Below are 21,882 nucleotides of genomic sequence, written 5' to 3'. Positions count from 1 at the left end.
TCCTCGCAACCCGACGAGGCGTTCACTGCGGACATGGATGTGGTCCCGCGTGTAGAGCTGACGCCCGCCGCCGCCGATCTCGTACGGCGGCTGCGGGCGGCCCACGGCCCGTTGATGTTCCACCAGTCGGGCGGCTGCTGCGACGGCAGCGCCCCCATGTGCTACCCGGACGGCGAGTTCCGTACGGGAGACTCGGACGTCCTCCTCGCGGAGCTGAGCGTCGACGGGGTCGAGGAGTCGGTCGGGTTCTGGATGTCCCGCAAGCAGTACGAGGTGTGGAGCCACACCCGGTTGATCGTCGACGTCGTACCGGGCCGGGGCAGCGGTTTCTCACTGGAGGCACCCGAAGGAGTGCGTTTTCTCATCCGTTCCCGCGTCGTCGACACCGAGCCGCCGCCCGGCCGGTAGTCGTCTGGTGCACTTCCCCTGAGTCCTGGGACAGTTGACGAGACATCAGGGGGCATCGTGCCGCGTCGTGGTGGACGGTTCAGAACGGTACCGACGGTTCTCGCGGTGTGGAGTGTGCTGGCCGGCGCGGCCCTCGTGGGGGCGGCACCGGCCAGTGGCGCGTCCAGGGCCGTCGTCGTCGCGCCGGGCGTCGAGTACACCGAGTTCGACATCCGGGCGGCCCGAGGGGTGGCGCACGCCCATGTGCTGAGCGTCGATCTGCGCCGCGGTCAGGTGGACGTCGGACTCCTGTACCCCGGCAAGGTGGCGGCGCGGGCGACCGTGTCCCGACTGGCCACCTCCGCCGGTGCCGTGGCCGGGGTCAACGGCGACTTCTTCAACATCACCGAGACCCAGCATCCCGGTGTCGCGGCCACGGGCGCCTCGGTCGGTCCGGCGATCGCCCAGGGGCACGCGCTCAAGGCGGCCGTGCCGAACGGCCAGCGCTTCGGCCCGGCCCTGCCGCCGGGCACCAGCACCAAGGACGTGCTCGGTGTGACGGCCGACGGTACGGCCCGCCTGGACAGCATCGCCCTCGACGGTTCCGTCACCACCGCCGAGGGCGACCGCCCGCTCGGCGGCCTCAACCAGTACGCCCTGCCGGTCGGTTCCGTCGGGGCGTTCACCTCGGACTGGGGCGAGATGTCCCGGCTGCGGGCGGTCTGCGGCACGGACACCGACCGGGCGGCGCCGTGCAGCACCGACACCCACGAGGTCCTGGTCGCGGACGGCCGCGTGGTCCGCACGGCCGGCACCCCTGGCAGCGCCCCCGTCGACCCCGGCACCACCGTCCTCGTCGGCCGCGAGGCGGGCGCCCAGTGGCTGCGCGAACTCTCCCCGGGTGACGCGGTCGAGGTACGGCACCGCCTCGTCGCCTCGACGTCCAGGTCCCCCTACGCCTTCGCGGTCGGGGGCTACCCGGTCCTCCGGGGCGGCCGCCCGCTGCCAGGTCTCGACGCCACCACCTCGGCGGTGCGCACGGCCGCCGGCATCGCGGACGACGGTCACCGTCTGCTGCTGCTCGCCCTGGACGGCGCCGCCGCGTACCGCACGGGGCTCACCATCGCCGAGGTCGCCGACACCATGCGGGGGTTGGGCTCCGTCGACGCCTTCAGCCTGGACGGCGGCGGCTCCTCCACGTTGGTCGCCCGCGCGCCCGGTGCGACCGCCGTGACCGTACGGAACCATCCGAGCGACGGCACGGAGCGGGCCGTGCCGAACGGCATCGGCGTGTTCACGAAACCGTGAGTCCCGCGGGGTCCCCCGTCCACGCGCCCGGCGTCACGGCTTCAGGCTGCTGACGATGTCCGCCGTGGCCGTCAGGCCGTCGTGGATGGTGGGCGCCAAACTCGTGCCGGCCATGGAGAAACCCAGCAGCACACAGACCGCCGCGTGCGAGACCTTCAGCGCTCCGTTCCGCACGAAGATGACCGCCAGAATCGCCAGCAGCAGCACCACAGAGATGGAAATGGCCACCGTCAACCTCCTCCGCCACGCCCACTTCGCGGCATTCGGCCGCAAGTGTGGCGTAGCGGAGGGTTCGGCCGTGCGGCTGACGTGTCCGCCGAACGTGTGGTGTCGAACGTGTCGTGTCGAACGTGTCGTGGCCGCGCCGCTCTACGCAGACCGGTGTGCGTCCAGGAACGCTTCGAGCCCCGCGAGGTCGTCCGTGTTGAGGTAGTCCACGTCGGCCGCGACCAACTCGCCCCACAGCGCGTCCCTCGCCGGGCCCGCCAGGTCCGGTGTGGCCCAGAACCGCACCTTCTGCCCGCGCCCATGAGCCGTCGAGACGATCTGGCGCAGCTTGGCGCGCTCGGTGTCCGGGAATGGGCCGACGCCCCGCCAGGTGAAGTTGAGCGACCAGTTGTCGGAGATCAGCGGGATGAGCGAGGCGGGCGCGGGCGTCGCGCTGACGAGGTCGGCCAGCCGCCCGTCGTAGAAGGCCCGCCGCACGGTCTGCGCCTCCATGGGCACCCGGGCGGCCCGGTCCCCGGAGATCACGGCCGTGACCGCGCCCGGGTACACCCGGCCGTGCGCGTAGGTCGTGAACAGGTGCCGGTGGCGCCGCAGATGGCGGTCGAGTTCGAGATACGTCGACGCGCCCTCGGTCTTGATGTCGATCAGAAGCTGCAAGGGCCTGCGGTGCCCCCGGTGGACCGAGCCGTGGTGGGCGCGGACGCGGGCGGCGAGCGGGTCCAGGTAGAGGGATTCCAGGGTGCGGGTGGGGTCGAGGTCGGCGGCGTCGTGGGCGACGAGGAGCTGGTCGCCGACGAGGAAGATGTCGGCCTCGACGCTGCCGAAGCGGTGGTCCAGGGCGTCGCGGAGGGGGCGCGGGTGCTCGTAGTCGTTGTGCGCGTGGGCGCGCCACAGCGGACGTGGGCGGTGCTTTCGCTCGTCGGCCAGCGCGTTCGTGGCGGGCAGGGCGACCGAGCCCGCGAGGGCGGCGCCGAGGGCGGTGAGGGCTCTGCGACGGGTGGTGAGGGCCATGCTCTGCCTCCCGGGTGGGGCCGGTTACGGACGGAAGCGAGTATGCGAGCCGGAAGGGGCCGATGAGCAGTGCCCTGCGGGGAGTTGGCCGGACCGCCGTCGTTCGTTCACCTGGATCACCGCGCGCACAGGGGAAAGCCCACCCCAGGTGGGGCGGGCTTCGCCTGCTCTTCTCCGGGTGTACGTCAGGGGGCCTGGAGGTCGACCAGTTCGGCCAGGGCCGCCCGGTGGGCGCCCGCGGTGCCGTACGCGATGGAGTCGGCCTTCGCCCGCTTCAGATACAGGTGGACGGGGTGTTCCCAGGTCATGCCGATCCCGCCGTGCAGTTGCAGCGCCTCCTCGGCCGTGTGCACGGCGACGGGCGCCGCGAACGCCTGGGCGACGGCCACCGCCAGGTCGGCGTCCTCGCTGCCGGTGGCGAGCGCGTCGGCCGCGTTCCGGGCGGCGGCCCGCAGGTTGACGACCTCCAGCCACAGCTGCGCGAGCCGGTGCTTGAGCGCCTGGAAGCCGCCGACGGGCCGGTTGAACTGCTTGCGCTCCTTGAGGTAGCGGACGGTCTCGGTCAACGTCCACTCCGCAAGCCCGAGTTGCTCGGAGGCCAGCAGCCCGGCCCCGGCGCGCAGGGCACGGCGTACGGCCGGTTCGGCGTCGCCGAGGAGGCGGCCCGGCGCCCCGTCGAGCGTCACCTTCGCCAGCGGCCGGGTCAGGTCCAGCGACACCTGTGGGGTGACGGTCGCGGCCGAGGCGTCGACCGCGTAGAGGCCGCCGTCGTCGGCGGGCACCAGCAGCACGTCGGCGACGGCCGCGTCCGCGATGCCGGTCAACTCCCCGTGCAGGGCGCCGTCCTCGAACCGTACGACGTGGTAGGCGCTGCCGGCCGACAGGTTGAGCGCGACCGTGAGGGCGCCGATCTTCCGGCCGGACGCCAACTCGGCCAGCAGGTCGTCGGCGGTACAGGCGAGCAGGGCCTCGGTGGCGACGACGGCGCTCGTGAGGTACGGCACTGGGGCGACCGCGCGCCCCAGCTCCTCCAGGACGACGGCGGCCTCACGGTGCGTGGCGCCCTGGCCGCCCCGGTCCTCGGGCACGAGGAGTCCGGCGAGGCCCATGCCGTCGGTGAGCGCCTTCCAGGCCTCGCGGTCGTGCGGGTCGTCCGACTCGACGCGCGCGATCACGCCGGCCGCGTCGCAGTGGTCGGCGAGCAGGTCCCGTACCGCCGACCGCAGTGCCTCTTCCTCTTCGGAGTAGAGAAGATCCGTCATCGGGCGAGGTCCTTCCACGCGACGTCCTTGTCGGTGCGCGGTTCGCCGGGCAGGCCCAGGACGCGCTCGGCGACGATGTTCAGCAGGATCTCGGTGGTCCCGCCCTCGATGCTGTTGCCCTTGGAGCGGAGGTAGCGGTAGCCGGCGTCGCGGCCGGTGAAGTCGACCAGTTCCGGGCGCCGCATGGTCCAGTCGTCGTACAACAGGCCTTCTTCGCCCCGGAGTTCGACCTCCAGGCCACTGATCTCCTGGTTGAGGCGGGCGAAGGCGAGCTTCATGCCGGCGCCCTCGGGGCCGGGCTGTCCGGCGACGAGCTGCTGGCGCAGCCGCTCGGCCGTGAGCCGGGCGGCCTCGGCCTCGACCCACAGCTTCAGCAGCCGCTGGTGGAGGTCGTGGGTGCGCAGTTCGGGGCGTTCGCGCCAGGTCCTGGAGACCGGGCCGATCATGCCGCCCTCGCGGGGCAGCCGCATACCGCCGATGGCGACGCGTTCGTTGTTGAGCGTGGTCTGCGCGACCTTCCAGCCGTCGCCGACCTCGCCGAGGCGGCGCGAGTCCGGGATGCGGACGTCGGTGATGAACACCTCGTTGAACTCGGCCTCGCCGGTGACCTGGCGCAGCGGCCGGACCTCGACGCCCGGGTCGGTCATGTCGCAGATGAAGTACGTGATGCCCCGGTGCTTGGGCACGTCCGGGTCGGTGCGGGCTATGAGGATGGCCCAGCGGGCGATGTGCGCGCTGGACGTCCACACCTTCTGCCCGTTGACGACCCAGTCGCCGTCGCCCTCGCGGACGGCCCGCGTACCGAGCGCGGCGAGGTCCGATCCGGCGCCGGGCTCGCTGAAGAGCTGGCACCAGACCTCCTCGCCGGTCCACAGCGGCCGCAGATACCGGCGCTTCTGCTCCTCCGTGCCGTAGGCGAGGATCGTCGGCGCGGCCATGCCGAGGCCGATGCCGATGCGGCGCGGGTCGTTGTCGGGGGCTCCCTCCGCCTCCAGGTCCGTGTCCACCACCGCCTGGAGGGAGCGCGGGGCGCCGAGGCCGCCGAGGCCTTCGGGGTAGTGCACCCAGGCGAGCCCCGCGTCGAAGCGGGCGCGCAGGAAGTCCAGGCGGTCGGTGGTCGCGGGCGGGTACGCGGCCAGCAACTCGGCCGCGCGGCGCCGGAGTTCGGCTGCGTCGGTCATGCGGCGGCTCCGTTCTCCAGCGAGGGCACCACGACGACACGGCCCGTGGTGACGCCGTCCGCGACGCGCTGCACGGCGGCCGCGGCGCGGTCGAGCGGCGCGCGCTCGCTCACCAGCGGCCTGACGACGCCCCGGGCCGCCAGTTCGGTGAGCTGCTCGTGGCAGTGCTGGACCAGCTTCGGGTTCTTGGTGTTGTACAGGCCCCAGTGCAGGCCGAGGATCGAGTAGTTCTTGACGAGGGCGTGGTTGAGGCCGGGGCTGGGGATCGTCCCGCTGGCGAAGCCGACGACCACGATGCGCCCTTCGAAGGCGACGACCTTGGTCGACTGCGTGTAGGCCTCGCCGCCCACGGGGTCGTAGATCACGTCCGCGCCCCGGCCTGAGGTGGCTTCCTTCACGGCGGAGACGACGTCCTCGCTCCGCCGGTCGACGACCACGTCACAGCCCAGTTCCCGGGCCACGGCGGCCTTGTCGGCGCCGCCGACGACGCCGATGACCGTGGCTCCGGCGGCCTTGCCGAGCTGCACCGCCGCGCTGCCGACCCCTCCGGCGGCAGCGTGGACGAGCAGGGTCTCCCCCGCTTCGAGGCGGGCCCGGCGGTGGAGGCCGAACCAGCCCGTCTGGTAGCCGATGTGCAGGGCCGAGGCCTCGGCGTCGTCCAGCGCGTCCGGCGCGGGCAGCAGCGCGGCGGCGTCGGCGACCGCGTACTCGGCGAGTCCGCCGTACGGCAGGGCGGGGTTGGCGATGACCCGGCGGCCGTCCTCGGTCTCGCCGCAGATCTCCACGCCCGGGGTGAAGGGCAGCGGCGGCCTGACCTGGTAGTGCCCCCGGCACATCAGCGCGTCCGGGAAGTTGATGTTCGCGGCGCGCACCTTCAGCAGGACCTGGCCGTCACCGGGCGTGGGCCGCTCCACGTCCTGGAGCCGCATCACCTCGCTCGGCTCGCCGTTCTCGTGCACTTGCCATGCCTGCATGCGGTGCCTCCACGGACTTCTTCGGACTTCGTCGTCTGACCGGGTCGACTCGACTGTCGTACGCATACTAAGCGGTCGCTTGCCCTTCGGGGAACAGTCCGCGCCCGGTAGCGTGCGTCACGAACGGGTGGGCTTGGCCCGCACGTGCATCCGCTCCCCCTGGGGCCCGAACAGGCTGAGGAACTCCACCGGCCCCTCCCCCGCCGACCCGAACCAGTGCGGGACCCGGGTGTCGAACTCGGCGGCCTCCCCGGCGACCATCACCAGATCGTGTTCGCCGAGCACCACCCGGAGTTTCCCGGACATCACATACAGCCACTCGTAGCCCTCGTGGGTGCGCGGCTCCGGCTCCTGCTGCCCCTGGGGTTCGACCCGCACCTTGAACGCCTGGAGACCCCCCGGCTGCCGGGTGAGCGGCCAGTACGTCCGCCCGTGCCGCACGATCGGCTTCGACCGGATTCTCGGGTCGCCGACCGGCGGCTCCCCGATCAGCTCGTCCAACGGCACCTGATGGGCCCGCGCGATCGGCAGCAGCAGCTCCAGGCTGGGCTTGCGCAGCCCCGACTCCAGCCGCGAGAGCGTGCTCACCGAGATCCCGGTCGCCTCCGACAGCCCGGCGAGCGTGGCCCCCCGCTCCCTCCGGATCCGCCGCAGCCGGGGTCCGACACCGGCGAGAACCTCGTCCGTCCGGGCGGGCCCCTCCCCCGCCCCACTGATCTCGTTCATCTCGCTCATGCCTTGTATTGCAGTTTCGGCAAAGACATTTGTCAATGCTGCGGTGCTCGGGCGACGGTCGTCCCGGAGGTGGTCACCATGACCGAGCAGTACGAAGTGATCGTCATCGGCGGCGGCGCGGCGGGGCTCTCTGCGGCCCTGGTCCTCGGCCGGGCCCGGCGCCACACCCTGGTCGTCGACGCCGGCGAGCCCCGCAACGCGCCCGCCGCCCACATGCAGGGCTTTCTGTCCCGTGACGGGATGCCGCCGGCGGAGTTCCTGGCCGTCGGCCGGGAGGAGATCGCCCGCTACGGCGTCGAGCTGGTCCGGGACCGGGCGGCGGACGTCACCCGGGACGAGGACGGGCGGAGCTTCACGGTGACCCTCGCGGACGGCCGACCCGTGCGCGCCCGACGCCTGGTCGTCGCCACCGGCCTGAAGGACGAGCTGCCGGCCGTGCCCGGCGTCGCCGAGCGCTTCGGCCGGGACGTGCTGCACTGCCCGTACTGCCACGGCTGGGAGGTCCGGGACGAGCCGTTCGGCGTGCTCGCCACGACCCCGAGGAGCGTGCACCAGGCGCTGATGGTCTCCCAGTGGTCCAAGGACGTGACCATGTTCCTGCACACCGTCGCCGAGACCGACCTCTCCGACGACGACCTGCGCCGTCTCGCCGCCGCCGGGGTCCGGGTGGTGCCGGGAGAGGTGGCGGGCCTGATCGTCGAGGAGGACCGCCTCACCGGCGTCCGACTCACCGACGGCACGGCACACGACCGCTCGGTGCTCTTCACGGCCCCCCGCCCGATCCCCCGGACCGGCCTGCTGGAGAAGCTGGGCGCCGAAATGAACGAGACCCCCTTCGGGACCTACCCGGTGGTCGACCCGACCGGCCTGACCACCGTCCCCGGCGTCTGGGCGGTCGGCAACGCGATGGCCTTCTCCGAACAGGTGATCAACGCGGCCTCCTCCGGCTACCGGGCAGGGGCCACGATCAACGGGGAGCTGCTGATGACGGACCTGGACGCGGGATGATCGATCGGCCCGAAGGGCCATCGCCCGAAGGGGCGCGGGGCTGTGCTGAATATGCGGCTGCCGCCGCGTAGGTGCGACCAGTCACGACGCACCCGCGCCCCACCCCAATTGGGCGCCCGGCTGAACTCCGTAGGACCATGGCCCCATGCTCTTCGCCCGGCTCGCCCGCGTGTCGCAAGAGATCGCCGCCACCTCGGCACGGTCCCGCAAGACCACCCTGCTCGCCGAGCTCTTCCGGGACGCCGAGGCGGCGGACGTACCGATCGTCATCCCGTACCTCGCGGGCCGGCTGCCACAGGGCCGGCTCGGCATCGGCTGGAAGCTCCTGAACCAGCGGATCCCACCGGCCACCGACCCCACCCTCACCGTCCACGAGGTCGACGCCCGCCTGACGGCGATCGGCCACACCACCGGCCCCGGCTCACAAGCCGAACGCACGCGCCTGGTCGGTGAATTGCTGGCCGCGGCCACCGAGGACGAGCAGCGGTACCTGTTCGGGCTGCTCACCGGCGAGGTCCGGCAGGGCGCGCTGGACGCGTTGGCCGTGGAGGGGCTGGCCGGGGCCACCGGCGCGCCCGCCGCCTACGTACGCCGGGCGGTGATGCTCGCCGGTTCGCTGCAGACCGTGGCCCAGGCACTGCTGGCGGAGGGGCCGTCGGCCCTGGAAGGGTTCCGGCTCACCGTCGGGCAGCCGGTCCTGCCGATGCTGGCGCACAGCGCGTCCTCCGTCGCGGAGGCCGTGGCGAAGCTGGGCGCGTGCGCGGTGGAGGAGAAGCTGGACGGCATCCGCGTCCAGGTCCACCGCGTCGGCGACGACGTACGGCTGTACACCCGCACCCTGGACGACATCACCGACCGGCTGCCCGAACTGACCTCCGCTGCAAGGGAGTTGAGGGGCGAGCGGTTCATCCTCGACGGGGAGGTGATCGCGTTCGACGAGAGCGGGCGGCCCCGTTCCTTCCAGGAGACGGCCGGGCGGGTCGGCTCGCGGGTGGATGTGGCGACGGCGGCCGAGCAGGTGCCCGTCTCCCCGGTCTTCTTCGACGCGCTCTCCGTGGACGGCCAGGACCTCCTCGACCTGCCCTTCACCGACCGCCACGCCGTACTGGCCCGGCTCGTACCCGAGCCGATGCGGGTCCGGCGCACCCTGGTGAACGGCCCCGGCGACCTCGCCGAGGCGGAGCGCTTCCTCGCGGACACCCTGGAACGCGGCCACGAAGGGGTCGTGCTGAAGGCCCTCGACGCCCCCTACAGCGCGGGCCGGCGAGGGGCGTCCTGGCTGAAGGTCAAGCCCGTCCACACCCTCGACCTGGTGGTCCTGGCCGCCGAGTGGGGCCACGGCCGCCGCACGGGCAAGCTCTCCAACCTCCACCTCGGCGCCCGCACCGCCGACGGCTCCTTCGCCATGCTCGGCAAGACCTTCAAGGGCATGACCGACGCCCTGCTGACCTGGCAGACCGAACGGCTGGCGGAGCTGGCCGTGGCGGAGCACGGCTGGGGCGTGACCGTACGCCCCGAACTCGTCGTCGAGATCGCGTACGACGGCCTCCAGCGCTCCACCCGCTACCCGGCCGGTGTCACCCTGCGTTTCGCCCGCGTGATCCGCTATCGCGAGGACAAGACCCCCGCGGAAGCCGATACGGTCGAGACCCTGCTCGCCGCACACCCCGAGGTGACACGTTGACCACACCCAGGCGCAGTGCCGGTCTGCTGCTCCACCGCCGCACCGAGCACGGCGTCGAGGTCCTGCTCGGCCATATGGGCGGCCCGTACTTCGCGCACAAGGACGCGGGGGCCTGGAGCGTGCCGAAGGGCGAGTACGAGCCGGACGAGCCGGCCTGGGAGGCGGCCCGCCGGGAGTTCCAGGAGGAGCTGGGGCTGGCGCCGCCCGACGGGGAGGCCGTGCCGCTGGGTGAGGTGCGGCAGTCGAACGGCAAGCTCGTCACGGCCTGGGCCATCGAGGCGGATCTCGACCCGGCCACCGTGGTGCCGGGGACCTTCCGGATGGAGTGGCCGCCGAGGTCGGGGCGGATTCAGGAGTTCCCGGAGCTGGACCGGGTGGAGTGGCTCACCGTCGAACGGGCCCGGGCCGTGATCGTCCCGGCACAGGCGGAGTTTCTCGACCGTCTCCTGGAGCACTCGCACTGAGTCCGCGTTGCGGCGTGCGCCGCCGCGCGGGAAGGTCGAAGGACAGCCCACGCAGGAGGCCAGCATGCCCATCGCCACGGTCAACCCGGCGAACGGCGAGACGATCAAGACGTACGACGCCCTGGGCGAGGAGGAGATCGAGCGCCGCCTCGCCACCGCCGACACCACGTTCCGCACCTACCGGACCACGTCCTTCGCGGAGCGTGCCCGTCTGCTGCACCGGGCCGCCGATCTCCTCGACGAGGACGCGCAGGACGTGGCGCGGGTGATGACGACCGAGATGGGCAAGCCGGTCAAGCAGGCCCGCGCGGAGGCCGCCAAGTGCGCGAAGGCGATGCGCTGGTACGCCGACCACGCGGAGGTGCTGCTCACCGACGTGGAGCCCTCCGACGCGGACGTGAAGGACTCGGGCGCCTCCCGCGTCCTGGTCCGCTACCGCCCGCTCGGCCCCGTGCTCGCCGTGATGCCGTGGAACTTCCCGCTCTGGCAGGTGATCCGCTTCGCCGCGCCCGCCCTGATGGCCGGCAACGTGGGCCTGCTCAAGCACGCCTCGAACGTCCCTCAGACCGCGCTCTACCTGGAGGACCTCTTCCGCCGGGCGGGCTTCCCCGAGGGCTGCTTCCAGACCCTGCTCGTCGGCTCCGGCGCGATCGAGGACATCCTGCGCGACCCGCGCGTCAGGGCCGCCACCCTCACCGGCAGCGAACCGGCGGGCCGGGCCGTCGCCTCGGTCGCCGGGGACGAGGTCAAGAAGACGGTGCTGGAGCTCGGCGGCAGTGACCCCTACGTCGTCCTGCCGTCGGCCGACATCGAGAAGGCGGCGGAGATCGCCGTGACGGCCCGGGCGCAGAACACGGGGCAGTCGTGCATCGCCGCGAAGCGGTTCATCGTGCACGCCGACGTGTACGACGCCTTCGCCGAACGCTTCGTCGAGGGCATGAAGGCACTGAAGGTCGGCGACCCGCTGGACGAGGACACCGACGTCGGGCCGCTCTCCAGCGAGCGGGGCCGTGAGGATCTGGAGGAGCTGGTCGACGAGGCCGTGGAAAGCGGCGCCACGGTCCTGTGCGGCGCCGAGCGCCCCGACGGGGCCGGCTGGTACTACCCGCCGACCGTCCTCGCCGACATCACCCCCGAGATGCGCATCCACCGCGAGGAGGCGTTCGGGCCGGTCGCCACGCTGTACCGGGTCGCCGACGTCGACGAAGCGATCGCGATCGCCAACGACACGCCCTTCGGGCTCAGCTCGAACGTGTGGACGCGGGACACCGCCGAGGTCGACCGCTTCGTCCGGGACCTCGACGCCGGCGCGGTCTACGTCAACGGGATGACCGCCTCCCACCCGGCGTTCCCGTTCGGCGGGGTCAAGCGGTCCGGATACGGGCGCGAGCTGTCCGGACACGGAATCCGGGAGTTCTGCAACATCACCACCGTATGGCACGGGGCGTGAGCATTACGCGACTACCATCCCCGTTGTGAACCGCGAAGTGACTCTGCCTCTGATCGTCGACGACCGCGGGACCTTGCAGGTGTCTGCGGCCGATGTGAGCAAGCTGCTGCGGACGGTGGGCGGACGGTGGCTGCACCTGGTGGAGGCGGGTGAGGAAGGGCTGGACGAGGACACGGTCGCGGCGTTGACGATCGAACTCGCGAAGCTGGCCGACCGCATCGACGTGGCGTGCATCGCGCACAGCAGCGGGGCCGCCTCCGGCTAGGGTGGTTCGCCTGTCCGCCGTAGCACTCGCGACCGTACACGCCCGCGGGTACGTCGTGGCTTGTCGCGCAGTTCCCCGCGCCACCTTCAGGGGCGTGCCAGTGTGGTCCAGAACATCGACTCGTAGCTCTGCAGCAGGCGGCCGTACCCGTTCACCGCCTCCGCATCGATCCGCCCCGCGTCCAACCCCGCCTGTACCGCCACCCTCGCCCTCTGGTCCAGTTCCGGTGACGGCTCGGCGAAGAAGTCGAAGAAGGCGCAGGTCTCGTCCGTGAAGCCGTAGTGGCGGCGGAGGGCCCGCGCGATCGTCGCGCAATAGCCGCCCCAGGAAGCGAAGTTGGCGCTGAGCGCGAGCACGACGTCGGCCGGGGCGGCGCTGAGGGCGAGCCGGGCGACGTACGACGGGTAGGCCTGACAGCCCGGCAGCGGCTCGTACGCCGCACCCCGTTCCGCGTCCACCCCGCACGCCTCGGCGAACGCCCCGAGCCGCTCCGCCGCCACCGCCTCCCCCTCCGCGAGCATCTCGAAGAAGGGCGCGCAGGCCGGCTCCTCGACCGCCGACCGCTCGGCCAGATGGCGGAAGGAGAGCAGATCCGCGGCGATCACCAGTCGCTGCTCCATGGCGAGCGCGGCAAGCGTGTCGAGATCGGCCGCACCGGAGGCGATCAGGGGTAGCAGAGGATTGGCGTCGGGTTCCGGGGCGAGCCGCGCGGCGGTGGCTTCCAGCACTTCTCCGGCCGTACGCGTCATCGAGCACTCCCGTCGGGTTCACATGCCGTCACCGCTGATCAGCAGCCCGCGCCCCTGAGGGCGCGGGGAACTGCGCGAGCAACCACGAATCACCCGCGGCCCGACCGACACGGTCACACCCACGGCGCTACCGAATCGGCATCCCCGACAGGGTCCGGGCGATCACCAGCCGCTGCACCTCACTCGTACCCTCGAAGATGGTGTAAATAGCGGCGTCCCGGTGCATCCGCTCCACCGGGTACTCCCGGGTGTACCCGTTGCCGCCCAGGATCTGGATGGCCTGGGCGGTCACCTTCTTCGCCGTCTCGCTCGCGAACAGCTTCGACTGGGAGCCCTCGGCCGCGGTGAACGGCTTGCCGTTGATCGCCATCCAGGAGGCCCGCCACACCAGCAGCCGGGCCGCGTCGACGGAGGTCCGCATGTCGGCGAGCTGGAAGGCGACGCCCTGGTTGTCGATGATGGGCCGGCCGAACTGCTCGCGGGTCTTGGCGTAGTCGAGGGCGACCTCGTACGCGGCGCGGGCGGTGCCCACCGCCATGGCGCCCACGGCAGGGCGGGACGCCTCGAACGTGGCCATCGCCGCGTTCTTCACCCGCTCGCCGCCGGCCTTGGCCCGCTCACGGGCCCGCGCCAGGCGCTCGTCGAGCTTCTCCTTGCCTCCGAGGAGGCAGGAGCCGGGGACGCGTACGTCCTCCAGGACGACCTCGGCGGTGTGCGAGGCGCGGATGCCGTGCTTCTTGAACTTCTGCCCCTGGGACAGGCCGGGCGTGTTGGGCGGCACGATGAAGGACGCGTGACCCTTGGAGCCGAGCTCGGGGTCGACCACGGCGACGACGACGTGGACGTTGGCGATGCCGCCGTTGGTCGCCCAGGTCTTCGTGCCGTTGAGGACCCACTCGTCCTTGGCCGCGTCGTACACGGCTCGGGTGCGCATGGAGGCCACGTCGGAACCGGCGTCGGGCTCGGAGGAGCAGAAGGCGGCGACCTTGACATCGTTGGCATCGCCGTACATCTGCGGGATCCAGGTGCCGATCTGCGCCTCGGTGCCGTTGGCGAGGACGCCGACGGCCGCGAGGCCGGTGCCGACGATGGACAGGGCGATGCCCGCGTCACCCCAGAACAGCTCCTCCATGGCCATGGGGATGCCGAGGCCGGTGGGGTCGAAGTACTGCTGGGCGTAGAAGTCCAGGGAGTAGATGCCGACCTTGGCGGCCTCCTGGATCACCGGCCAGGGGGTCTCCTCGCGCTCGTCCCACTCGGCCGCCGCGGGGCGGATCACATCGGCGGCGAATCCGTGGAGCCAGTCGCGAACCTCTCGCTGTTCCTCGTTGAGTTCCATGGTGAACTCGGCCATGACGCGCCTCCAGCACTGCACTAAGATGTTACCTGCGGTAACGCGAGTCTGTTACCGGTCGGTAGGAAAAGTCAACTCCCGCGCCGGGCTCGGTAGCCCGTTCGATCGGCACGTGCCAATCAGTGTTAGTTTGCGCAGGGCGTCACTGTCATCAGTATTTGGGGGAGAGACTCATGGACACCACGCAGCGGACCGACCAGGAGCGGTCCGCCGACCGTCGTCGGCGTGAGCTGCTGGAAGCCGCGGACAGAGTCGTGCTCCGCGACGGCCCGGGAGCGTCGATGAACGCCATCGCCGCCGAGGCCGGCATCACCAAGCCGATCCTGTACCGCCACTTCGGCGACAAGGGCGGACTCTACGCCGCTCTCGCCCAGCGCCACACCGACGCCCTCCTCGACTCCCTGCGGGCCGCGCTGGACGCCCCGGCGGAGCGCCGTGAACGCGTCGAGGCGACCCTCGACACCTATCTGGCGGCCATCGAGGCCCGCCCCCAGGTGTACCGCTTCCTCATGCACCCCGCCGAGGGCGGTCAGCCCGGCGAGCAGCCCGGCGAGCAGGGCTTCGACGTCGGCAAGCACTCCGCCCCCCTCCTGCGCCGCATGGGCGAGGAGCTGGGCACGGTCATAGAGGACCGCCTCGACCTCGGCCCCGACAGCCGCCAACTGGCCCGTGTCTGGGGCCACGGCATCGTCGGCATGATGCACGCCGCGGGCGACTGGTGGCTCGGCGAACGCCCCCTCACCAGGGCCGAGTTGGTCCGCAGCCTGGCGGACCTCCTCTGGGGCCGCCTGGCAGCGGCGGGCGACAAGGTGGGCGGCCCGGGCTTCTAGTGGGCCCCCTTCTCGGCGTGGCCGGCGTGGGCGCGCCCCGTCAGGGGCGCGGGGAACTGCGCGACCAGCCACGACGAACCCGCACCCGCCGACGCACTCACGACCCCCACGACGCCTTCGCGACCTTCCTCATCACCCGAGAACGTCTCCACCCCGACAGCCGGTCCACATACACCCGGCCCTCAAGGTGATCACACTCGTGCTGCAGGCACCGCGCGAAGAACCCGGTCCCCGGTACCCGCACCCGGTCCCCGTCCACCGTGAACCCCTCCACCACGGCCTCGTCGTACCGCTCCACCCCCGCCTCAAGACCGGGCAGCGACAGACAACCCTCGGGCCCCCGCAGTACGATCCCCTCCGCCGAGACGAGCCGAGGATTCACCACATGCCCGAGATGACGCACATCCTCGTCGTCCGGACAGTCGTACACGAACACCCGAAGCCCCCGGCCGACCTGGTTCGCGGCGAGCCCCACCCCCCGCGCGTCGTACATCGTCGCGAACATGTCCTCCACAAGCCGCACCAGTTCGGGCCCGAACTCCGTCACGTCTTCACAGGGCGCGTGCAATACGGGGTCTCCGAGGAGTGTCATGGGGAGAACGCGCCCTCGGGCGCCGGGAATCGAGCCGCTTCGCATGGCGGCAAGGGTACGTTCAGACCCGATTTAGCCGGTCCGGCCAGGGCAACGCACCCGGCGAGATTCGGGCGCGTGAGTGGATCTCGATAGGCTTTGGTCCACATGTTGCCGGGACTGGGCGCGGCGCTGTACGCAAGGAGGATCGAGAACTGATGGCAGGCAACTCGGACCCGCTCACGCCGCGGGCCAAGCTGGCCGTGACGGCGGGCAAGGCGGTCGCGGCGGCATCGCGTGCCGCGGGACGCGGTAGCGGATCTGTGATCGGCGGCCGGGTGGCACTCAAACTCGACCCCGACCTCCTCGCCCGGCTCGCGCAGAGCCTGGACGTCGTCCTGGTCTCGGCCACCAACGGCAAGACCACCACGACCCGGCTGATCGCCGAGGCGCTGCGGGCCGCGGGCCCGGTCGTGTCGAACGCGCTCGGCGCCAACATGCCCGCGGGCATCACCTCGGCGCTCGCCGGGAACTCGGACGCCAAGTTCGCGGTCATCGAGGTCGACGAGAAGTACCTCGCCGGTGTCGCGCGGGACACCGACCCCAAGTGCATCGCGCTGCTCAACCTCTCCCGCGACCAGCTCGACCGCGCCGCCGAGACCCGCATGATGGCGGAGGCCTGGCGGGAGGGCCTGGCCGGTACGAAGGCCGTCGTCGTGGCCAACTGCGACGACCCGCTGATCGTGTGGGCGGCCTCGTCCTCCCCGAACGTGATCTGGGTCGCCGTCGGCCAGATGTGGAAGGACGACGCCTGGTCCTGCCCGTCCTGCGGCGGTGTGATGCAGCGCCCCGGCGACGACTGGTTCTGCGGCGAGTGCGGTTTCCGCCGCCCCACGCCGAGCTGGGCGCTCTCGGGCGACCACGTCCTCGACCCGCACGGTTCGGCCTGGCCGATCCATCTGCAGCTGCCGGGCCGCGCCAACAAGGCGAACGCCGCCTCGTCGGCCGCGACCGCCGCCGTCTTCGGTGTACCGCCGCAGGTCGCCCTGGAACGCATGTACCAGGTGCAGGCGGTGGCCGGCCGGTACGACGTGGTGCAGTTCATGCAGCGCGATCTGCGGCTGCTGCTCGCGAAGAACCCGGCGGGCTGGCTGGAGACGTTCTCGCTGATCGACCAGCCGCCGGCGCCGGTGATCCTGTCGGTGAACGCGCGCGGCGCCGACGGCACCGACACCTCCTGGCTGTGGGACGTCGACTACACACGGCTGACCGGCCACCCGATCTTCGTGCTCGGCGACCGCAAGCTCGACCTCGCGGTACGTCTGGAGGTGGCGAACCAGCACTTCCAGGTCTGCGAGAGCCTCGACCAGGCGGTGCAGATGTGCCCGCCGGGCCGGATCGAGGTCATCGCCAACTACACCGCGTTCCAGGACCTGCGCCGCCGCGTGGGCAACTGAGCACCGACCACGAACGACTGCGAGGGGCACCGACTTTCATGAGCGACAACAGTCTGCGGGTCGTCTGGGTCTACCCGGACCTGCTCAGCACCTACGGCGACCAGGGCAACGTCCTCGTCGTGGAACGCCGGGCGCGCCAGCGCGGCCTGGACGTGGCCCGGCTGGACGTACGCAGCGACCAGCCGATCCCGACCTCCGGCGACATCTACCTGATCGGCGGCGGCGAGGACCGTCCGCAGCGGCTCGCCGCCGAGCGGCTGCGCCGCGACGGGCATCTGTACCAGGCGGTGAACAACGGCGCGATCGTCTTCGCGGTCTGCGCCGGCTACCAGATCCTCGGCCACGAGTTCGTCAACGATCTCGGTCAGCGTGAGCCCGGCCTCGGTCTGCTCGACGTGACCACGACCCGCGGTGAGGGCGAGCGCTGCGTCGGCGACGTCCTCGCGGACATCGACCCGCGCCTCGGGCTGCCGCAGCTGACGGGGTTCGAGAACCACCAGGGCATCACCCACCTCGGCCCCACCGCCCGCCCGCTCGCACAGGTGCGGCTCGGCAAGGGCAACGGCACGGGCGACGGCACGGAGGGCGCGTACAACGACACGGTGTTCGGTACGTACATGCACGGGCCGGTGCTCGCGCGGAACCCGCAGATCGCCGACCTGCTGCTGAAGCTGGCGCTCGACGTGAACGCGCTGCCGCCGACCGACGACCGCTGGTTCGAGGCGCTGCGCAACGAGCGCATCGAGGCGGCCACGCAGCCGGCGTAGCACGGTCCGTGAGGCGGGCGGAGGAGCCTGAGAAACGGTTCCTCACTGCCCGTACGCATGCCCGTCCGACAGCATCTCCGCTCACGTGTGAAAGCCCGTCTGACCAGGCCTCCGCTCACTTGTGCGGGGCCGTCCAGCAGGCGGACGCCCGCTACGGCCCCGCCCCCTGCCGCCGGTAGGGTGGCGGGGATTCCAGCCGGACAACGTGGTCCGGTCCCCGGCCCACGTTGAGAAGGTATTCGGGCTATGCGCATTGGTGTCCTCACGTCCGGCGGCGACTGCCCCGGACTGAACGCCGTCATCCGGTCCGTCGTGCACCGTGCCGTCGTAGACCACGGCGACGAGGTCATCGGCTTCCGGGACGGCTGGAAAGGTCTCCTGGACTGCGACTACCTCAAGCTCGACCTGGACGCGGTGGCGGGCATCCTGGCCCGCGGCGGCACGATCCTCGGCTCCTCCCGGGTCCAGCCCTCCCATCTGCGGGACGGGGTGGCGCGGGCGAAGGGCCATGTCGAGGAGCTGGGTCTGGACGCGATCATCCCCATCGGCGGTGAGGGCACGCTCAAGGCGGCCCGGCTGATGTCGGACAACGGCCTGCCGATCGTGGGCGTGCCGAAGACCATCGACAACGACATCGCCGTCACGGACGTCACCTTCGGCTTCGACACGGCCGTCGGGGTCGCCACCGAGGCACTGGACCGGCTGAAGACCACCGCCGAGTCCCACCAGCGGGTTCTGGTCGTGGAGGTCATGGGCCGCCACACCGGCTGGATCGCGCTCCACTCCGGCATGGCGGCCGGCGCGCACGCCATCGTCGTCCCCGAGCGGCCCTTCGACATCGAGGAGTTGACCGCGAAGGTCGCCGAGCGGTTCTCGGCGGGCAAGCGGTTCGCGATCGTGGTGGCGGCGGAGGGGGCCAAGCCGAAGGCCGGGTCGATGGAGTTCGACGAGGGCGGCAAGGACATCTACGGCCACGAGAGGTTCGCCGGGATCGCGCGTCAGCTCTCGATCGAGCTGGAGCAGCGTCTCGGCAAGGAGGCGCGGCCGGTGATCCTCGGGCATGTGCAGCGCGGTGGTACGCCTACCGCGTACGACCGGGTGCTGGCGACCCGGTTCGGGTGGCACGCCGTGGAGGCCGTGCACCGGCGGGAGTTCGGTCGGATGACCGCGCTTCGGGGGACCGACATCGTGATGGTGCCGCTGGCCGAGGCCGTGGAGACGTTGAAGACGGTGCCTTCGGAGCGGTACGCGGAAGCGGAGTGTGTGCTCTAGGACGCCGATGAGAGCTCGGTCCAGCAGGTGATGTGCGGGCCGCGGGTCGTTCGTGGTCGCTCGCGCACTTCCCCGCGCCCCTGAAGGGGCTCGCTGCTCTGCCCCCGGTCGTAGCGGCGGCCGGGGGCGGTTCTAGTCTTGGGGCGGACGTACAGCGCTCAACCCCCACGAAACAGGAGCCGGCGGATGGATCACAGCGGGCACGGTATGGGGCTTTTGCCCTTCACCCTCGGGCGGGGACTGGCGTGGTCGGCTGACCCGTTCTTCCTCGTCGCCTGTCTGACGGCCCTCGCTCTCTACGGCTGGGGCGTCGTGCGGCTCGTGCGGCGCGGGGACAAGTGGCCCGTGGGGCGGACGGTCGCGTTCGTCGTCGGTGTGCTGCTCGTGCTGCTGGTGACGTGTACCGGGCTGAACGACTACGGCATGGTCATGTTCAGCGTGCACATGGTCCAGCACATGGTGGTCAGCATGCTGGCGCCGATCGTGCTGCTGCTGGGGGCGCCGATCACGCTGGCGCTGCGGGCGCTGCCGACGGCGGGCAAGGGGCGGAAGGGGCCCCGTGAGCTGCTGCTGATGTTCCTGCACAGCTGGTACATGAAGATCGTCACGCATCCGGCGTTCACGATCCCGATGTTCATCGCGAGCCTGTACGGGCTGTACTTCACGCCGCTGTTCGACTTCCTGATGGGGTCGACGCCGGGGCACATCGTGATGATGACGCACTTCCTGATGGTCGGGCTGTTCTTCTTCTGGCCGATCATGGGAGTGGACCCGGGGCCGCACCGGCCGGGCTATCTGATGCGGATGCTGGAGCTGTTCGCGGGCATGCCGTTCCACGCGTTCTTCGGCATCGCGCTGATGATGGCGTCCACGCCGATGGTGAAGACGTACGAGAACCCGCCCGCCTCCCTCGGCATCGACGCGCTCGCCGACCAGAACGCGGCCGGCGGCATCGCCTGGGCGTTCAGCGAGATCCCCTCGGTGCTCGTGCTGCTGGCGCTGCTCTTCCAGTGGTACGGCTCCGAGCAGCGGCAGGCCCGGCGCAAGGACCGCGCGGCCGACCGGGACGGCGACAAGGAACTCGAGGCGTACAACGCCTATCTGGCCTCACTCAACGCACGCAGTCGTTGAGTCACATTTCTTTTTCGCGCCCCAATTCCTTTGTCTGACCCCATGACCCCGCTCATCTTTATTTCCTTGACCGAAAGGCTTTGCCCTTCAGTAGCATGATGCGTGAGCCCCGCGTCCGCTCTGCGGGGTGACGGGGGAAACCGCCGGGGGGAGCGGTCATGACCATTCACGCCTGCTTACGAACGTGTTTGCGAAAAGCCGGGAAATCGGCTGCCCGGAGGATCGCCGTCGTGCTCGTGGGCGGGGTGATCCTGAGTGGATGCGGCGACTCGGCTCCGTCGATCCTCGCCGTGAAGGCCGTGGCCGCGGGGGTGCCGTCTCTCGCACCCTTCTTCGACGAGGGCGAACAGCTGGGGCGGGACGAGCCCGACCTCAGGTCCCTGGAGCCGCACAGCGGTCTGCAGCAGGGCAACACCCCCGGCCTGTACGGGGGCACCCAGAAACCGAAGGTCTGCGACGTCCGCAAGCTGGAGGATTTCCTCACCGCCCCCGAGAACGAGAAAAAGGCTCAGGACTGGGCCCGCGTCGTCGGCATCAAGGTCGACGGAATCGGAAATTATCTCGATGGACTCACACCCGTTCTCCTGCGCCACGACACCCTCGTGAAGAACCACGACTACAAGAAGGGCAAGGCCGTCCCCTTCGACGCGCTGCTGGAGGCCGGAATCGCGGTACTGGTCGACGACCAGGGCCTGCCCGCCGTGAAGTGCAGCTGCGGAAATCCCCTGCGCGCCTTCGACGAGGACCCGAAGCGCGTGAAGGTGGAGTTCGCCGACGGCAACAAGGAGTGGGAGGGCTTCGACGAGTCCGCGCTGGTCGTGGTCAAGCCCGCGCCCGAGCAGCTCAAGGAGATCAAGCTCGTCGACGTCGAGGACCCGGACCAGGGCATCAGCCGGGAGGTCGGCACCACGGGCGAGTCCGACACGACGTTCGACACGCGTGCGCGGCAGCCGGTGCCGAAGGTACGGGGCATGACGTTCGGCGAGGCCAGTGCGGCCCTCGCGGACAAGGGCCTCGCGGTGACGGTCGCCGGGGACGGGATGCCGCCGGGTGACGCGCCGGTGATCGGGTCGAGCCCCGGGCCGGGCACCGAGCTGGAGTTCGGGGCCGCGGTGGCGCTGCGGGTGGACTGGCCGGGGGCGTCGTCCGAGGAGAGCACGGACGGGGGAGGTACGGACGGGGAGAGCACGGACGATTCGGGGCCGGGGCCCGGATCGGGGTCGGGCTCGGGGTCCGGATCGGGGCCCGGGCCGGGGTCGGACTCCGGTTCCACGGGGACCGACCCGGGCTCCACCGGGCCCAGGGAGACGGGCGGCAGTTCGTCGTCGGGTGGATCGCCGTCGGAGAGCGAATCGACGCCGGGCGGTGAGAACACGACCCCGTCCGGCGGCGGCTCCGGTCCGACGGACGACGGATCGTCGCCCACGGAGGAGAGCTCTCCCCCGCCGAGCGAGAAAGCGTCACCGACGCCACCTACCCCGACGCCTTCCAAGGCCTCGCAGACCCCACCGCCCGATCCCACTCCCACCCCTCCGTCGACGCCGCCCAGCCCGACCAGGTCGAGCCGGCCACCGACCACTCCCGACCCCGATCCCACTCCACCGGAGGACAGCGACCCGCCCATCGACACCCCGCCCACCGACACCCCGACGACGCACGATCCCGATCCGACCGGCGATCCGCCGTCCGACGGCCCGGGGCACCCGGGGGACCCGAGCGACTCGGGTGACGCGGGAGCGCCCGGAGACCCGGGCGTTCCCGTCGAGAACCCCGCCCAGCCCGTACGGATCTGAA

At 71.3% G+C, this 21,882-nt stretch carries 22 protein-coding genes; 13 read left to right on the top strand and 9 right to left on the bottom strand.

Going from position 1 to position 21,882, the window contains the following annotated elements; genetic code table 11:
• The first annotated feature begins 33 nt into the window (after positions 1-33).
• On the top strand, positions 34-408 hold the full coding sequence (locus ACWD26_RS00190; protein WP_451264543.1) for a DUF779 domain-containing protein: 375 nt from the start codon (positions 34-36) through the stop codon (positions 406-408).
• 114 nt (positions 409-522) lie between these two features.
• Entirely contained in the window at positions 523-1,695 is a 1,173-nt protein-coding gene (locus tag ACWD26_RS00185) for a phosphodiester glycosidase family protein (RefSeq protein WP_451265237.1), read from the top strand.
• A gap of 33 nt (positions 1,696-1,728) precedes the next feature.
• Here ACWD26_RS00185 and ACWD26_RS00180 read toward each other — a convergent pair whose 3' ends face one another.
• The 6 genes from ACWD26_RS00180 to ACWD26_RS00155 form a co-directional block, all read right to left on the bottom strand.
• A complete protein-coding gene (locus ACWD26_RS00180) occupies positions 1,729-1,923 on the bottom strand; it encodes a hypothetical protein (RefSeq protein ID WP_451264541.1) in 195 nt (64 codons plus the stop codon).
• Positions 1,924-2,064: 141 nt separating this feature from the next.
• A complete protein-coding gene (locus ACWD26_RS00175; RefSeq protein WP_451264539.1) occupies positions 2,065-2,934 on the bottom strand; it encodes a phosphatidylinositol-specific phospholipase C/glycerophosphodiester phosphodiesterase family protein in 870 nt (289 codons plus the stop codon).
• A 185-nt stretch (positions 2,935-3,119) separates the two neighbouring features.
• Positions 3,120-4,196, bottom strand: a complete 1,077-nt coding sequence (locus tag ACWD26_RS00170; protein ID WP_451264537.1) for an acyl-CoA dehydrogenase family protein — start codon at positions 4,194-4,196, stop codon at positions 3,120-3,122.
• Complete coding sequence (locus ACWD26_RS00165; RefSeq protein ID WP_451264535.1) at positions 4,193-5,377, bottom strand: acyl-CoA dehydrogenase family protein; 1,185 nt, start codon at positions 5,375-5,377, stop codon at positions 4,193-4,195. Before ACWD26_RS00165 ends, ACWD26_RS00170 begins: the two co-directional genes overlap by 4 nt.
• Complete coding sequence (locus tag ACWD26_RS00160) at positions 5,374-6,351, bottom strand: NADPH:quinone oxidoreductase family protein (RefSeq protein WP_451264533.1); 978 nt, start codon at positions 6,349-6,351, stop codon at positions 5,374-5,376. Before ACWD26_RS00160 ends, ACWD26_RS00165 begins: the two co-directional genes overlap by 4 nt.
• A 117-nt stretch (positions 6,352-6,468) precedes the next feature.
• Complete coding sequence (locus tag ACWD26_RS00155; RefSeq protein ID WP_451264531.1) at positions 6,469-7,086, bottom strand: helix-turn-helix domain-containing protein; 618 nt, start codon at positions 7,084-7,086, stop codon at positions 6,469-6,471.
• A gap of 78 nt (positions 7,087-7,164) precedes the next feature.
• Between ACWD26_RS00155 and ACWD26_RS00150 the strand changes: the two genes are divergently transcribed.
• The 5 genes from ACWD26_RS00150 (at position 7,165) to ACWD26_RS00130 (ending at position 11,957) form a co-directional block, all read left to right on the top strand.
• A complete protein-coding gene (locus ACWD26_RS00150) occupies positions 7,165-8,094 on the top strand; it encodes an NAD(P)/FAD-dependent oxidoreductase (RefSeq protein ID WP_451264529.1) in 930 nt (309 codons plus the stop codon).
• Between the two features lie 145 nt (positions 8,095-8,239).
• A complete protein-coding gene (locus ACWD26_RS00145) occupies positions 8,240-9,778 on the top strand; it encodes an ATP-dependent DNA ligase (RefSeq protein WP_451264527.1) in 1,539 nt (512 codons plus the stop codon).
• The gene (locus tag ACWD26_RS00140; protein WP_451264525.1) at positions 9,775-10,242 is read left to right on the top strand and encodes an NUDIX domain-containing protein; all 468 of its coding nucleotides are present in this window, start codon (positions 9,775-9,777) and stop codon (positions 10,240-10,242) included. The genes ACWD26_RS00145 and ACWD26_RS00140 overlap by 4 nt, the downstream gene beginning before the upstream one ends.
• A gap of 64 nt (positions 10,243-10,306) precedes the next feature.
• Positions 10,307-11,692: an NADP-dependent succinic semialdehyde dehydrogenase gene (locus ACWD26_RS00135; RefSeq protein ID WP_451264523.1), complete on the top strand. Its 1,386-nt coding sequence runs from the start codon at positions 10,307-10,309 to the stop codon at positions 11,690-11,692.
• Between the two features lie 25 nt (positions 11,693-11,717).
• Positions 11,718-11,957: a DUF6213 family protein gene (locus ACWD26_RS00130; protein WP_451264521.1), complete on the top strand. Its 240-nt coding sequence runs from the start codon at positions 11,718-11,720 to the stop codon at positions 11,955-11,957.
• 86 nt (positions 11,958-12,043) lie between these two features.
• Here ACWD26_RS00130 and ACWD26_RS00125 read toward each other — a convergent pair whose 3' ends face one another.
• Both ACWD26_RS00125 and ACWD26_RS00120 read right to left on the bottom strand, forming a co-directional pair.
• Positions 12,044-12,706: a transcriptional regulator gene (locus ACWD26_RS00125; RefSeq protein WP_451264519.1), complete on the bottom strand. Its 663-nt coding sequence runs from the start codon at positions 12,704-12,706 to the stop codon at positions 12,044-12,046.
• Between the two features lie 127 nt (positions 12,707-12,833).
• Positions 12,834-14,060, bottom strand: coding sequence for an acyl-CoA dehydrogenase family protein (locus ACWD26_RS00120; RefSeq protein WP_451264517.1), 1,227 nt, complete (start codon positions 14,058-14,060; stop codon positions 12,834-12,836).
• 173 nt (positions 14,061-14,233) lie between these two features.
• On the opposite strand from ACWD26_RS00120, the gene ACWD26_RS00115 reads away from it, so the two are divergent.
• Complete coding sequence (locus ACWD26_RS00115; protein WP_451264515.1) at positions 14,234-14,890, top strand: TetR family transcriptional regulator; 657 nt, start codon at positions 14,234-14,236, stop codon at positions 14,888-14,890.
• Positions 14,891-14,987: 97 nt separating this feature from the next.
• Here the strand turns inward: ACWD26_RS00115 and def are convergent, their stop codons facing one another.
• Positions 14,988-15,527, bottom strand: coding sequence for a peptide deformylase (gene def / locus ACWD26_RS00110; RefSeq protein WP_451264513.1), 540 nt, complete (start codon positions 15,525-15,527; stop codon positions 14,988-14,990).
• Positions 15,528-15,679: 152 nt separating this feature from the next.
• On the opposite strand from def, the gene ACWD26_RS00105 reads away from it, so the two are divergent.
• From ACWD26_RS00105 to ACWD26_RS00085, 5 genes are all read left to right on the top strand, one after another.
• Positions 15,680-16,918 (top strand): MurT ligase domain-containing protein, encoded by a 1,239-nt coding sequence (locus ACWD26_RS00105; RefSeq protein WP_451264511.1) that lies wholly within the window; start codon positions 15,680-15,682, stop codon positions 16,916-16,918.
• Between the two features lie 38 nt (positions 16,919-16,956).
• The gene (locus tag ACWD26_RS00100) at positions 16,957-17,685 is read left to right on the top strand and encodes a type 1 glutamine amidotransferase (RefSeq protein ID WP_451264509.1); all 729 of its coding nucleotides are present in this window, start codon (positions 16,957-16,959) and stop codon (positions 17,683-17,685) included.
• A gap of 246 nt (positions 17,686-17,931) precedes the next feature.
• Positions 17,932-18,957, top strand: coding sequence for a 6-phosphofructokinase (locus tag ACWD26_RS00095; RefSeq protein ID WP_451264507.1), 1,026 nt, complete (start codon positions 17,932-17,934; stop codon positions 18,955-18,957).
• A 186-nt stretch (positions 18,958-19,143) separates the two neighbouring features.
• Positions 19,144-20,088 carry a cytochrome c oxidase assembly protein gene (locus tag ACWD26_RS00090; RefSeq protein WP_451264505.1) on the top strand — a complete coding sequence of 315 codons (945 nt, stop codon included), beginning with the start codon at positions 19,144-19,146 and terminating at the stop codon, positions 20,086-20,088.
• 230 nt (positions 20,089-20,318) lie between these two features.
• Positions 20,319-21,881, top strand: a complete 1,563-nt coding sequence (locus ACWD26_RS00085; protein WP_451264503.1) for a DUF6777 domain-containing protein — start codon at positions 20,319-20,321, stop codon at positions 21,879-21,881.
• Position 21,882 lies beyond the last annotated feature (1 nt).

Source organism: Streptomyces sp. NPDC002787, assembly GCF_053592095.1.
Note: the sequence above shows the minus strand (reverse complement) of the source record. Positions and strands in the feature narration are given on the sequence as shown.